Raw genomic sequence first — 12,354 nt, forward strand, 5'->3', positions numbered from 1 at the left:
CTCTCGTTAGGTTCCCATGGCCACCGCCGTCGACGCCCCCGTCATCGCCGCGCCCGTCGCCCCCAAGGGCGGCGGTCTCTGGCGCTACATCCTCGTCCGCCTCGTGCTGATCATCCCCACGGTCTTCATCCTCGTGACCGTGGTGTTCCTGCTCATGCGGGTCACGGGCGACCCGATCACCGCCGCGCTCGGAGGACGCCTCCCACCCGACCAGCTCGCGGAGCGCATCCACGAGGCCGGCTACGACCGCCCGCTCTACGAGCAGTACTTCGAGTACATCTGGGGAGTGCTGCGCGGCGACTTCGGCACTACGCTGACCGACAACCGTCCGGTCCTCGGCATCCTGCTCCAATACGGCTCGGCCACTCTCGAGCTCGCGATCTACGCGCTCGTCGTGGCGCTGCTGGTCGGCATCCCGTTCGGTCTGCTCGCCGCCTATCGCCGCGACCGCTGGCCCGACGCGGTCCTGCGCATCGGCGCGATCCTCGGCTACGCCACCCCGATCTTCTTCGTCGGCCTCCTGCTGAAGCTCGTCTTCGCGGTGTGGCTGAGCGTGCTGCCGGTCGCCGGCCGCGCCAGCACCCGCACCGAGCTGAAGCTCCAAGGCCTCGATAACCCCAGCGGCATATACCTCCTGGATGCCATCCGCCTCGGCGACGGAGCCGCGGTCGGCGACGTGCTGACCCACGCGATCCTGCCGGGTCTGGCGCTCGGCATCCTGACCGCCGGCATCTTCCTGCGACTCGTGCGCACCAACGTGATCGGCACGCTCGGCGCGCAGTACGTCACGTCGGCGCGGTCGCGCGGTGTGGGGGAGTTCCGCCTGGTCACCAAGCACGCGTACCGCCCGGCGCTCATCCCGATCATCACGGTGATCGGCCTGCAGATCGCCCTGCTGCTCGGCGGCGCGGTGCTCACCGAGACCACGTTCGAGTGGAAGGGGCTGGGCTTCATGCTCAGCGAGTACCTGAAGGCGCGCGACTTCGTGGCGGTGCAGGGCATCGTCGTGATGATCGCGCTGATCGTCGCCGTGACGAACTTCCTCGTCGACGTCATCGCGGCGATCATCGACCCGCGAGTGAGGTACTGACATGACGGATGCCACGACCCCCGCCGCTCTGACGGAGCGCAAGGTCCCGCTGCGCGACCGCCTGCCGATCGTGTCCCACCTGCGTCGCAGCGTCGGGCTGCAGCGCACGATGCTCGTGATCGGTCTCGTCATCACGATCGTCTTCGTGCTGGTCGCCGTGCTCGCGCCGGTCCTCGCCCCCTACGGCTTCGCGCAGCAGGAGGCGAACGGGGTGAAGTTCGGCACGCAGCAGGCGCCGAGCGCGATGAACCTGCTCGGCACCACGGTCGGCGGGTACGACGTGCTGTCCCGCGTGATCTGGGGTGCGCAGACCGCGCTCCTCGTGATCCTCTGCGCGATCGTGTTCTCGATCTTCCTCGGCATCTTCCTGGGCCTGGTCAGCGGCTACTTCGGCGGCTGGATCGACCGCATCCTCGTGGTGCTGGCCGACGCGATCTACGCCTTCCCGTCGCTGCTCCTCGCGATCGTGATGTCCATCGCGATCACGCGCGGCCAATCCACGCTGTGGGGCGGCATCCTCGCGACCGCGATCTCGATCACCGTCGTGTTCGTGCCGCAGTACTTCCGCGTCATCCGTGCCGAGGTGGTGCGCGTCAAGGCGGAGCCGTTCGTCGAGTCGGCCCGCGTGATCGGCGTGCCGACCGCGCGCATCCTGCTCCGCCACGTACTGCGCAACTCCACGCGCTCGCTGCCGGTCGTCGTGACGCTCAACGCCTCGGAGGCGCTCCTGACCCTCGCGGGCCTGGGCTTCCTCGGCTTCGGCATCGAGGCCACGGCCGCGGCGGAGTGGGGCTACGACCTCAACCGCGCGGTCAGCGACGTGACCAGCGGCATCTGGTGGACGGCGATCCCGCCGGGCGTCGCGATCGTGCTCGCCGTGCTCGGCATCACGCTCGTCGGCGAGAGCCTCAACGACCTCAGCGACCCGCGGCTCCGCACGCGCCGCCGCGCCGGACGCGCTCCCGCGCCCGTCACCGCGGTCGACCCCGCCCCGGCTCCGACCTCGGCGACCGCCGCTCCCGCCGGGCCCCCGGCATCCACTTCTTCCGAGGGGAGCCCCTCATGACCGGCACCACTGCACCCGTCGCCCGCATCGACGACCTGCGGGTCACCTTCGCGACCGACGGCGACCCCGTCGCGGCCATCAAAGGCATCTCGCTCGAGGCGCACGCCGGCGAGGTGCTCGCGATCGTCGGCGAGTCCGGGTCGGGTAAGACCGTCACGGCCAACACGCTGTTGGGGCTGCTGCCCGAGACGGCGACGCTGTCGGGCGCCGTGATCGTCCGCGGCCGCGACGGCGACGAGACCGACATCGTCCACGCGACCCACGCGCAGCTGCGCGCGATGCGCGGACACGATGCCGCGATGGTCTTCCAGGAGCCGTCGACCGCGCTGAACCCCGTCTACACGGTGGGATGGCAGATCGCCGAGGGCCTGCGCGCCCACGGCAAGATGTCGCGGGCCGAGGCGAAGACCCAGGCCGTCGACATCCTGCGCCGGGTCGGCATCCCGAATCCCGAGAAGCGCGTCGACGACTACCCGCACCAGTTCTCGGGCGGGCAGAAGCAGCGCGTCGTGATCGCGATGGCGCTCGTGCTCAACGCGGGCCTGATCATCGCCGACGAGCCGACCACGGCGCTCGACGTCACGGTGCAGGCCGAGATCCTCGACCTGCTGCGCACGTGCCGCGACGAGTTCGGCGCGACGATCGTGCTCATCACCCACAACATGGGCGTGGTCGCCGACCTCGCCGACCGGGTCATCGTGATGTACCGCGGCGACATCGTCGAACAGGCGCCCGTGCGCGAGCTGTTCGCCGCCCCCCAGCAGCAGTACACGCGCGAGCTGCTCGCCGCCGTGCCGCACGTCGGCCGCGGGAAGAGCGCGCAGCAGACGCTCGACACTCCCGCCCCGACCGCGCCGCCCGAGGGCAGCCTCGTCGTGGCCGAGAAGGTCGAGATCGGCTACCCGGGACGCTTCGGCACGACCGGCGTCATCGCCGTGAAGGGCGTCGACTTCTGGATCGGCCCCGGCGAGGTGCTCGGTCTCGTGGGCGAGTCGGGCTCGGGCAAGACGACGATCGGCCGCGCGATGGTGGGCCTCACCTCCGTCGTCGGCGGGTCGCTGAAGGTGCTCGGCACCGAGATGCGCGGCGCGAAGTCCCGCACGCTCGCGAAGACCCGCCCCGACATCGGCTTCGTCTTCCAGGACCCGGCGACGAGCTTCAACCCGCTCCTCACGATCGCCGAGTGCATCGCCGAGCCGCTCCTGGTGCACCGGCGCGCGTCCGGGGCCCGCGCCGCGCGTGCGCGCGTGAACGAACTCCTGGATGCCGTCCAGCTCCCGACCGCGTTCGGCGACCGGTACCCGCACGAGCTGTCGGGCGGCCAGCGTCAGCGCGCGTCCCTGGCCCGGGCGCTCGCGCTCGACCCGAAGCTGCTCATCGCGGACGAGCCGACCTCGGCGCTCGACGTGTCGGTGCAGGCCCGCGTGCTGCAGCTGTTCGCGCAGCTGCAGAAGGAGTTCGGCTTCGCGTGCCTCTTCATCAGCCACGACCTCGCGGTCGTCGACGAGGTGGCCGACCGCATCGTGGTGCTCCGCCAGGGCGTGATCCGCGAGCAGGGCACGACGGTGCAGGTGCTCACGGAACCCACCGACGACTACACGAAGCGGCTGCTGGCATCCCTCCCGGTGCCCGACCCGGTCGCGCAGGAGCAGCGTCGGTGAGCTCTGGCGTTCCACGCGCTAGCCCGCGTGAGGGGTCAGCGCAGGAACGTGTCGGAGAGCACGGTGAACAGCCACCAGCCGATCGCCAGCACCGCGAGCACGCCGCCGACCCACGAGAAGCCGCGGCGCAGGCGGCGTCCTTCGCGGGCGACCCCGACGGGCGGGGGAGTGAGGAGTGGAACACCGGATGCCACGGGCGTCGGCGCCGCAGCCAACCGCTCGTCGCGCCACCGCGCCCACTGGTCGAGCTTGGCGTCGATGGCATCCACCGTTCCGAAGATCCACTGCCACACGGCCGGGTCGAGGGTCGAGAGCTCGCGCCGCGCGTAGAGGAAGAGCCGGTCGTCGATGATCTCGACGTCCAGCGCCGCGGCATTGTCGATGAACCGCGCCATGACGTCGGGGGTGAAGAGGTACAGCGCGTCGCGCTCGTATCCGGTCGGGCAGTACAGCGCGAAGTGCTGGTCGAAGTCGCCCTCGAGGCTCAGCCGCTGGTCGCGCGAGAACGTCGCCGGCAGGTTCGACGCCCCGAACAGGCCGTTGTTACCCACGGCATCCAGGACGATATGGGGGAGCGGGGTGTCGAGCCGCAGCATGACGTAGGCCCACTTGTGCGTCTGTTCGCTCTTCCCCGAGCCGGTCTTGTACGTGTAGTTGCCGACCTCGACCCAGCGCGGGCGCGGGCCGTGGATCACGTCGGTGGCCTCGCGCGAATGGCCCTCGGCGAAGATCATGCCGGGCAGGTCGGGGTTCGGGACGGCGGGGAACCACGTCAGTCCGTTCGCCTCGGCGAAGTGCGCGAGTCGGTAGCGGCGCTCCGCGCGGCCGCGGAACATCGCCGTCAATCCGAACACGAGCATGGCGATGACCGCGGCGAAGAAGATCAGGAAGCCGATGCCGACCGGGCTCGGCCTGCCGTCGTCGGCGAAGAGCGCGAAGCTCACGATGGATGCCAGCAGGATCGCCGACGCCAGCAGGACGCCCCCCACCACCACGAACCCGATCGTGGCGACGACGACGCTGTTCAGCTTCCCCTCGCGGCGCAGCTGCGCGGTGAACGCGCGGACGGCGGCGCGATCGACCGGGGCGGTCAGGGCTGAGGTGTCCGGGGGCGTACCACTCATGTCCCCACGCTACCGAGCGCAGTGACGATGCTCGATTCCCGCTGCGGGGTGGCATCCGTTAGACTATGAAGGTTGTCTGGCGACGCCCATGCGCGTGTAAGCCCGAGACGACGTGCACCACACCCTCCTGCTGCCGGGAAATGCCCGTCAGCCGTTCTAGTCCGAAGGAGGTGGGTTAGTGACGCACCAGTACGAACTCATGGTCATCTTCGACCCCGAGATCGACGAGCGCCAGGTCGCTCCGAAGCTCGACGGGTTCCTCAAGGTCATCACCAACGATGGGGGAACCATCGAGAAGGTGGATGTCTGGGGACGCCGCCGTCTGGCCTACGAGATCAAGAAGAAGAACGAGGGCATCTACGCCGTCGTCGACTTCACCGCCACGAGCGAGGCCACGCAGGAGCTCGACCGCCAGCTGAAGCTGAGCGAGCAGATCATGCGCACCAAGGTCCTCCGTGCCGAGGAAGCCATCGCGCAGGTCGCCGCCGAGGCGAAGCGCTCCGAGGAGAAGGCCGCCCGCAAGGCCGCCGCTCCCCGCAAGGTCGAGTCCGCCGAGAAGGCTGCGAAGTAACGACGATGGCCGGCGAAACCGTCATCACCGTCGTGGGGAACCTCACGGCCGACCCCGAGCTGCGCTACACGCAGAACGGGCTGCCGGTGGCGAACTTCACCATCGCGTCGACCCCCCGCACGTTCGACCGTCAGGCGAACGAGTGGAAGGACGGCGAGGCGCTCTTCCTGCGCGCCTCGGTGTGGCGCGAATTCGCCGAGCACGTCGCCGGATCGCTGACGAAGGGGTCCCGCGTCATCGCGACCGGTCGCCTGAAGCAGCGCTCGTACCAGGACCGCGAGGGCAACAACCGCACCTCGATCGAGCTGGAGGTCGACGAGATCGGCCCCTCGCTCCGCTACGCGACCGCCCAGGTCACCCGCGCCGCCTCTTCGGGCGGCGGCGGTGGTGGCGGCGGGCGCCCGCAGGTGCAGCAGGGCTCCGACGAGCCGTGGTCGACCCCCGGGTCGAGCCAGGGCGGCGCCGACGCCTGGAGCACGCCCGGTTCCTACGGAGACGACACCCCGTTCTGATCTCGCTACGCCCCACGGCGTGACGAACCCCGATATTCCGGATGCCGAGTCCGGACGCCGCAAGCGCCCCCGGCATCCGAATCCACACGAAAGAAGGAAGCATGGCTGGAAAGGCCACTGGCGACCGCCGCAAGCCGCGGAAGGGCGCGAAGAACGCAGCCCCCGCGAAGGCGATCCGCGTCGGCGTCATCGACTACAAGGACGTCGCAACCCTCCGCAAGTTCATCTCGGAGCGCGGCAAGATCCGCGCCCGTCGTATCACCGGTGTCTCCGTGCAGGAGCAGCGCCTGATCGCCCGCGCCATCAAGAACGCGCGCGAGATGGCTCTCCTGCCCTACGCCGGCGCCGGCCGCTAAGGAGCACCCGATGGCAAAGCTGATTCTCACGAATGAGGTCACCGGGCTCGGTAGCGCCGGTGACGTTGTCGAGGTCAAGAGCGGGTACGCCCGCAACTACCTCATCCCGCAGGGCTTCGCCGTGGCTTGGAGCCGCGGTGGCGAGAAGCAGGTCGCGTCGATCCGCGCCGCTCGCGAGTCCCGCGCGATCCACGACCACGAAGAGGCCGTGGCCCTGAAGAACACGCTCGAGTCGAACACCGTCAAGCTGGCCGTCAAGGCCGGTGCCGAGGGTCGGCTCTTCGGTTCCGTCAAGACGGGCGACGTCGCCGACGCGGTCAAGGCCGCCGGTCTCGGTGAGCTCGACAAGCGCAAGATCCAGATCACCTCGGCGATCAAGTCGGTGGGCGAGCACGAGGCGACCGTTCGCCTCCGCGACGACCTCACCGCCGTGATCACCCTCCAGGTGGTCGCCGCGAAGTAGTTCGCGTTCGAGAACGGCCCCGGTCCCGCTTCGGCGGGTCGGGGCCGTTCTGCGTTGGGGTGGCGATGCTTCGCCGTCACGATCGATCCACAGCGAAGGAAACGCGCAGAGGCCTCCGTGCCGTACCGCGAGATTCCGCGACCGGGGCGATGTGGCGTCCCGATTCTCCTTCGTTGTGTACTCACGTGCGGTGTCCCCGGGCCCCCGACACGCGGCCGACACACCGGGACTCCTAGGCTGGTCGGCATGACCGTCGATCGCGCACCCGAGCGCCCGCGGGTCGTGCTGTATTCGGCATCCCTCGTCCTTCCGATCACCGCCCCGCCCATCGTCGAGGGGGCGATCGCCGTCGCGGGCGGACGCATCCGGCACGTCGGTGACCGCGAGTGGGTGCGGCACGAACTGCGCCAGCGCGGCGTGGAGTTCGACGAGGTGCATTGGCCTGGCATCCTGACTCCCGGCCTCGTCAATGCGCACTCGCACCTGCAGTACACGGGCATGGCCGAGGTCGGGCGGGGGTCGTACGCGGGGTTCGAGGAGTGGGCCGTGGCCTTCCAGCCGGTCTACGAGTCGGGCTTGGATTGGGCGGCGGATGCCAGGACCGGCGCCGCGCAGATGATCGCCGCCGGCACGACCGCCGTGGCCGACATCGTCACCGACGTCGAAGCGGCCTCCGCGCTGCACGACGCGGGGCTGCACGGCATCACCTACTGGGAGGTGATGAGCTGGACCAACGCGGCCTGGGCGGAGCGGGGAAGGGCCGAGGTCGAGGCGCGGCTGGACTCGCTGCCGTCGCCGCCCGGAACCGGCCTGTCACCGCACGCGCCGTACTCGCTCGACGTCGAGCCGCTGCTGGAGATCCCCGACATCGTGCGCGAGCGGGGGAGCAGGCTGCACATCCACCTCGGCGAGGCCGCGTTCGAGCGTGAGCACGGCGAGGCGCTGCCGTGGCGCGAGCGGCGTCCGGCGAGCTTCCAGGCGCTGCGCGACGAGGGCTTCGGCACGGGGGCGACGGAGTTCGTCGACGAGCTCGGCGTCCTCGGACCCGACTGCCACATCGCCCACGGCGTCTACATGACGGCCCGCGACCGTTCGGTGCTGCGGCAGCGCGGGACGACGGTGGCCCTGTGCCCGCGGTCGAACGCCGTGATCGGGCTCGACGAGCCGCCCGTCGCGGCGTACCTCGTCGAGGGCAATGCGATCGCGGTGGGGACCGACTCGCTGTCGTCGTCGCCGTCGCTCGACCTGCTGGGAGATGTGGCCGCGCTGCACCGGCTCGCGCGGCGCCAGGGTTACGCGCACCGCGACCTGGCCGCGCTGCTGCTGCGCGCCGCGACGCTCGGCGGAGCACACGCCATGGGCCTCGACACCGGCCCGCAGCGCACGGGCTACCTCGCCGTCGGCGCCGTGGCCGACCTCGCGTTCTTCGACATCGACGTCGCCGCGGCGGATGACATGCTCGAGCACCTCGTCGTCGACGGCGCCGGGCGCGCGGCCGCGACGTTCATCGACGGCGACGTGCGCTTCGCATCCCCCGCCTTCGCCCGAGAGACCGGAGTGTCCCGTGACTGACGACCGCCCCACCACCGCCCGCCTGCTCGACCTGGAGGCCCACCCCGAGGGCGGGTGGTTCCGCCGCATGTGGACCGGCACCTACGCGGTCGACACCCCCGCGGGCGCACGACCCGCGGCGACGCTCATCCACTACCTGCTGACGCCCGGCGAGCACAGCGCGTGGCACGTCGTGACGAGCGACGAGGTGTGGCTGTGGCACGGTCCGGGCCGCCTCGAGCTGTCGTTCGGGGGCTCCGGTTCAGCGCCTTCGGGCGCCGAGTCGGTGGTGCTCGGCGCCGACCTCGCGGCGGGGGAGCGGCTGCAGGCCACGGTGCCCGCGGGCGTGTGGCAGTCCGCGCGCCTCGCCGACGACACCGAGGCGGTGGTGAGCTGCCTCGTCTCGCCCGGGTTCAGTTTCGAGGACTGGCGCCTCGCGGACTGAGCCGCCGCTTGGCGTGTGCGCGGCGGAGGGTGCGGGAGGAGCGGAGGGTGGTTTCGGGGCCGGGGGTCCTCCGTTGGTCCCGGGTCCTCCCTTCGTCACCGGGGGTATGGGCGCCACGGGGCTCCGCTGCGTCGTGAGTGCTGGCGCCCGACCGGCTGAGCCGTGGTTTCGTGTGGGCGGCGGAGGGTTCGGGAGGAGCGGAGGGTGGTTTCGGGGCCGGGGGTCCTCCGTCGGCCCCGGGTCCTCCCTTCGTCACGGGGGTGGGGTGATGGCATCCAGGTTCCCGGCCGCGAGGGCGGATGCCATGGGTCCGCGTTGCGCGAAGCGCCAGGGCGCCGGGGGTGCACCGGGGGAGGGGATTCGGCGGAGGGAGGACGGGAGGGATGCCATGCATCCTCCGTTCCGTGATTCTCCTCCCGTCGCCGGGAGCGCGAGTCGCACACGGGGGCTGTTCCGGCCTAGGCGGGGCCGCGGGAGGGGATTCGGCGGAGGGAGGACGGGCGGGATGCCATGCATCCTCCGCTCCGTGATTCACCTCCCGCGGGGGAGGTGGGGTTGACCCGGGACACACCGGACACCGGATGCCACGCCCCCCAATGGGGTGGCATCCGGTGCCGGAGTCGGGAGGTGCCGAAGCCCGCCCGACGTCGGTGTCAGGCGATCGCGCGGCGACGGCGGGCGAGCAGGACGCCTCCGAGGCCGAGCATCACCAGTGCGGCGTTGAGCAGGATCCAGAGCATGCCGCTCTCGACCCCGGTCACGGCCAGCTGACCGCTACCCGAGGCCATGGACGACACCGCCGAAACCGACGACACCGAGGCGACCGAGCCGGTCACGCCGGGGGTTCCGGGCGTTCCCGGGGTGCCGGGGGTTCCCGGGGTGCCGGGGGTTCCGGGGGTTCCCGGGGTGCCGGGGGTTCCCGGGGTGCCGGGGGTGCCGGGGGTTCCCGGGGTTCCGGGAGTGCCCGGTGTGCCCGTCTCCGAGCCGTCCGTGGTGCTGTCGCCGATGACCGAGACCGCGTTGCCACCGATGGTGATCGGGAGGCTGATCGGGATGATCAGCTGGTTGCCGCCGAGGATGCTGTCCGAGCCATCCGTGGTGATGCCACCGAGCAGGCCGCCCGAGGTGCCGCCGGTGGTGGTGGCGTCTTCGGTGTGGCTGTCGCCGATGCCGGAGACGGCGTTGCCCCCGATGGTGACGGGCAGCGAGATGGGCAGCACGGCCTGGTTGCCCCCGAGGATGCTGTCGGTGCCGCCGGTCGCGACGTCGCCCGAGCCACCCGAGGTCAAGCCGCCGGTGGTGATGGCGTGCTCGGAAGTGCTGTCGCCGATGCCGGAGACGGCGTTGCCGCCGATGGTGACGGGCAGCGAGATCGGCAGGACGGCCTGGTTCCCGCCGAGGATGCTGTCCGAGCCGTCGGTCTCGACGTCGCCCGAGCCACCCGAGACCGAGCCGCCGGTGGTGGCGGCGTTCTCGGTGTGGCTGTCCCCGATGACCGAAACGGCGTTCCCGCCGATGGTCACCGGAACCGACACGGGCAGCACGGCCTGGTTCCCGCCGAGGATGCTGTCGGTGCCGTCGGTGATCACGTCACCGGAACCGCCCGAGGTGGTGCCGCCGGTGGTGGTGGCATCCGTCGAGGTGCTGTCGCCGATCACCGACACGGCGTTGCCGCCGACGGTGACCGGAACCGACACGGGCAGCACGGCCTGGTTCCCGCCGCCGACGCTGTCGCCGCCGTCCGAAACCACGGCGCCGGAGCCGGAGCCACCCGACGCGGGCCCCGAGGTGCTGGCATCCGTCGACGAGCTGTCCCCGATGACCGAGACGGCGTTCCCGCCGACGGTCACGGGCACGTCCACCGAGACGACGCCCTGGTTGCCGCCGAGGAGGCTGTCGCCGCCGTCCGAAGCCACGTCGCCGGAGCCACCCGACGCGGGCGTCGAGGTGCTGGCATCCGAGGAATGGCTGTCGCCGATGACGGACACGGCGTTGCCGCCGATGGTGACGGGCAGGTCGACCGAGACGATCGCCTGATCGCCCGAGAGGAGGCCGTCGGTGCCCGACGTCTCCGCGGCGTGGGCCATGCCGGCTCCGACGACGGCCAAGCCGCCGCCGATCAGCGCGCCGAGGATGGCGCGCGAGTAGATCTTGCGCATGAGAGTTCTCTCCTGGTTGTGAATGAGGATGCGCGGAACGCGCGGGACCGTCTGTCGTGCCGTGGCACGACGCGGCCCGCCTCAGTCAGGAGAGACGTCAGTGGCGAAGGTGGGAACGCCGGGGAGATCGTCGTCGACGAGTGCGCTGCGGAAGAGAAGAACGAAGGTCGGCGATCCCGAACGGTCGTCGAGGCGCGCGGCCGCGGGGCCGCTTCCGCCGGACGCGAAGGATGCCGAAGCAGAACCCGGGATGCCATCATCCAGGCCGTACGCGGGAGGCGTGTCGGCCGGAGGTGCCGCGGTGTGGGCGGAGCTGTCGCCGGAGGTCGCGCTCGGGGCGGCGGCCGCGGCTCCGGCGAAGGACGCGACGGTCGCGCGGACGGCGTCGGCGGGTTCTGCAACCGGCGCCTCAGGCGGTACCGCGACGGGCGCTGCCGCATCGACGCCCGTAGCCGGGGCGACGGGCTGAGCGCTGCCGCCGGGGAGGGCCGACGGCAGCGGGTCGGTGGAGGGGGTTTCGCCGACGACGACGGGAAGCGTCCCGTCGACGGTGTCGACCACGCCGGTCACGACGTCATCGAGGCCGATGCCCGACACGACGTCGCCGACGACCGGAACCGAGACCACCGTGTCGACGACGGGGGTCACGACCGCTCCGACGAGGCCCGAGTCGGCGATGTCCGAGACGGTGTCGGTGACGGTGCCCACGGCGCTCGCCGCGGTGTCATCGACCGTGTCGACCACGGTGTTCACGGTGTCGGTGACAGTCTGCACGGGTTCGCTCACGGGCGCCGGGACGACCGCCACGACCGGAGCCGCCGCGGGCTCGACGGCCTGGACCACGGATGCCACGGTGTCGACGACGCCGTTCACCGTGTCGGTCGTGCTGCTGACGGTGTTCGAGACGGCGCCGAGGAGTCCGGAGCCCGAATCGTCGTTCGCGGACGCGGAAGCGGTCGACAGGGTGAGCGACAGAACGACCCATGCAAGAGCCGCGACGAAGGCCAGACCGAGCAGACGCAGCGCACCGAATGCGCTTCGCCCGGTCGCGGCATCCATGTCTGACTCCCCAAAGTCGATCGACGGTGATCTATGTCGGGGGACTCTACGCCCGTGCCTCGGCGAAGGCCAGAGTCTCAGCGAACGCGCAGTTATCACGCGATGGATGCCGCGTAACCAACCGACACGCCGCACGTGAACATGACTTGACACCGCGCGCGGTTCTGAGTAGCTGTCTCGCTGAGTTATCCCCCGTGTTGTCCACACACTTTTGTCAAGTCGAGCAACCTTCAACCGCTGCTTCAACCAGGATTCCCACAGGTTTTCTGTGGAGAGATTTAGGCCAGGTCAGCGGCA

Annotated in this window: 13 protein-coding genes; 9 read left to right on the forward strand and 4 right to left on the reverse strand. The window is 70.7% G+C overall.

Annotation, left to right across the window (positions count from 1 at the left end; translation table 11 throughout):
* The first annotated feature begins 16 nt into the window (after positions 1-16).
* The 3 genes from RKD05_RS06250 to RKD05_RS06260 are packed head-to-tail and all read left to right on the forward strand — an operon-like array spanning position 17 to position 3,817.
* Positions 17-1,090, forward strand: coding sequence for an ABC transporter permease (locus RKD05_RS06250; RefSeq protein WP_063258255.1), 1,074 nt, complete (start codon positions 17-19; stop codon positions 1,088-1,090).
* A gap of 1 nt (position 1,091) precedes the next feature.
* A complete protein-coding gene (locus RKD05_RS06255; protein ID WP_424708757.1) occupies positions 1,092-2,156 on the forward strand; it encodes an ABC transporter permease in 1,065 nt (354 codons plus the stop codon).
* Entirely contained in the window at positions 2,153-3,817 is a 1,665-nt protein-coding gene (locus RKD05_RS06260) for a dipeptide ABC transporter ATP-binding protein (protein WP_424708759.1), read from the forward strand. The genes RKD05_RS06255 and RKD05_RS06260 overlap by 4 nt, the downstream gene beginning before the upstream one ends.
* Before the next feature lie 35 nt (positions 3,818-3,852).
* Here RKD05_RS06260 and RKD05_RS06265 read toward each other — a convergent pair whose 3' ends face one another.
* Complete coding sequence (locus tag RKD05_RS06265; protein ID WP_424708761.1) at positions 3,853-4,941, reverse strand: hypothetical protein; 1,089 nt, start codon at positions 4,939-4,941, stop codon at positions 3,853-3,855.
* Between the two features lie 178 nt (positions 4,942-5,119).
* Between RKD05_RS06265 and rpsF the strand changes: the two genes are divergently transcribed.
* The 6 genes from rpsF (at position 5,120) to RKD05_RS06295 (ending at position 8,839) form a co-directional block, all read left to right on the forward strand.
* Positions 5,120-5,512 carry a 30S ribosomal protein S6 gene (gene rpsF, locus RKD05_RS06270; protein ID WP_022879872.1) on the forward strand — a complete coding sequence of 131 codons (393 nt, stop codon included), beginning with the start codon at positions 5,120-5,122 and terminating at the stop codon, positions 5,510-5,512.
* Positions 5,513-5,517: 5 nt separating this feature from the next.
* Positions 5,518-6,024: a single-stranded DNA-binding protein gene (locus tag RKD05_RS06275; protein ID WP_424708762.1), complete on the forward strand. Its 507-nt coding sequence runs from the start codon at positions 5,518-5,520 to the stop codon at positions 6,022-6,024.
* A gap of 101 nt (positions 6,025-6,125) precedes the next feature.
* Positions 6,126-6,380, forward strand: a complete 255-nt coding sequence (rpsR, locus tag RKD05_RS06280; protein WP_013584646.1) for a 30S ribosomal protein S18 — start codon at positions 6,126-6,128, stop codon at positions 6,378-6,380.
* A 10-nt stretch (positions 6,381-6,390) separates the two neighbouring features.
* A complete protein-coding gene (gene rplI, locus RKD05_RS06285; RefSeq protein ID WP_424708764.1) occupies positions 6,391-6,843 on the forward strand; it encodes a 50S ribosomal protein L9 in 453 nt (150 codons plus the stop codon).
* 246 nt (positions 6,844-7,089) lie between these two features.
* A complete protein-coding gene (locus RKD05_RS06290) occupies positions 7,090-8,415 on the forward strand; it encodes an amidohydrolase family protein (protein WP_424708765.1) in 1,326 nt (441 codons plus the stop codon).
* A complete protein-coding gene (locus RKD05_RS06295; RefSeq protein WP_424708766.1) occupies positions 8,408-8,839 on the forward strand; it encodes a cupin domain-containing protein in 432 nt (143 codons plus the stop codon). Before RKD05_RS06290 ends, RKD05_RS06295 begins: the two co-directional genes overlap by 8 nt.
* Positions 8,840-9,091: 252 nt before the next feature.
* On the opposite strand, the gene RKD05_RS06300 is transcribed toward RKD05_RS06295, so the two are convergent.
* The 3 genes from RKD05_RS06300 to RKD05_RS06310 form a co-directional block, all read right to left on the reverse strand.
* Positions 9,092-9,229: a hypothetical protein gene (locus tag RKD05_RS06300; protein ID WP_424708767.1), complete on the reverse strand. Its 138-nt coding sequence runs from the start codon at positions 9,227-9,229 to the stop codon at positions 9,092-9,094.
* A gap of 263 nt (positions 9,230-9,492) precedes the next feature.
* On the reverse strand, positions 9,493-10,998 hold the full coding sequence (locus RKD05_RS06305; protein ID WP_424708769.1) for a chaplin family protein: 1,506 nt from the start codon (positions 10,996-10,998) through the stop codon (positions 9,493-9,495).
* Between the two features lie 81 nt (positions 10,999-11,079).
* Entirely contained in the window at positions 11,080-12,057 is a 978-nt protein-coding gene (locus tag RKD05_RS06310; RefSeq protein ID WP_424708771.1) for a hypothetical protein, read from the reverse strand.
* Positions 12,058-12,354: the final 297 nt, after the last annotated feature.

Source organism: Microbacterium sp. SLBN-111, from assembly GCF_049739645.1.
GTDB lineage: Bacteria > Actinomycetota > Actinomycetes > Actinomycetales > Microbacteriaceae > Microbacterium.

What these genes read in the sequence shown, in the direction of transcription:
- RKD05_RS06250 (WP_063258255.1), top strand. Translation starts at nt 17, where the DNA reads ATGGCCACCGCCGTCGACGCCCCCGTCATCGCCGCGCCCGTCGCCCCC.
- RKD05_RS06255 (WP_424708757.1), top strand. Translation starts at nt 1,092, where the DNA reads ATGACGGATGCCACGACCCCCGCCGCTCTGACGGAGCGCAAGGTCCCG.
- RKD05_RS06260 (WP_424708759.1), top strand. Translation starts at nt 2,153, where the DNA reads ATGACCGGCACCACTGCACCCGTCGCCCGCATCGACGACCTGCGGGTC.
- RKD05_RS06265 (WP_424708761.1), bottom strand. Translation starts at nt 4,941, where the DNA reads ATGAGTGGTACGCCCCCGGACACCTCAGCCCTGACCGCCCCGGTCGAT.
- RKD05_RS06275 (WP_424708762.1), top strand. Translation starts at nt 5,518, where the DNA reads ATGGCCGGCGAAACCGTCATCACCGTCGTGGGGAACCTCACGGCCGAC.
- rpsR (WP_013584646.1), top strand. Translation starts at nt 6,126, where the DNA reads ATGGCTGGAAAGGCCACTGGCGACCGCCGCAAGCCGCGGAAGGGCGCG.
- rplI (WP_424708764.1), top strand. Translation starts at nt 6,391, where the DNA reads ATGGCAAAGCTGATTCTCACGAATGAGGTCACCGGGCTCGGTAGCGCC.
- RKD05_RS06290 (WP_424708765.1), top strand. Translation starts at nt 7,090, where the DNA reads ATGACCGTCGATCGCGCACCCGAGCGCCCGCGGGTCGTGCTGTATTCG.
- RKD05_RS06300 (WP_424708767.1), bottom strand. Translation starts at nt 9,229, where the DNA reads ATGGCATCCCTCCCGTCCTCCCTCCGCCGAATCCCCTCCCCCGGTGCA.
- RKD05_RS06305 (WP_424708769.1), bottom strand. Translation starts at nt 10,998, where the DNA reads ATGCGCAAGATCTACTCGCGCGCCATCCTCGGCGCGCTGATCGGCGGC.
- RKD05_RS06310 (WP_424708771.1), bottom strand. Translation starts at nt 12,057, where the DNA reads ATGGATGCCGCGACCGGGCGAAGCGCATTCGGTGCGCTGCGTCTGCTC.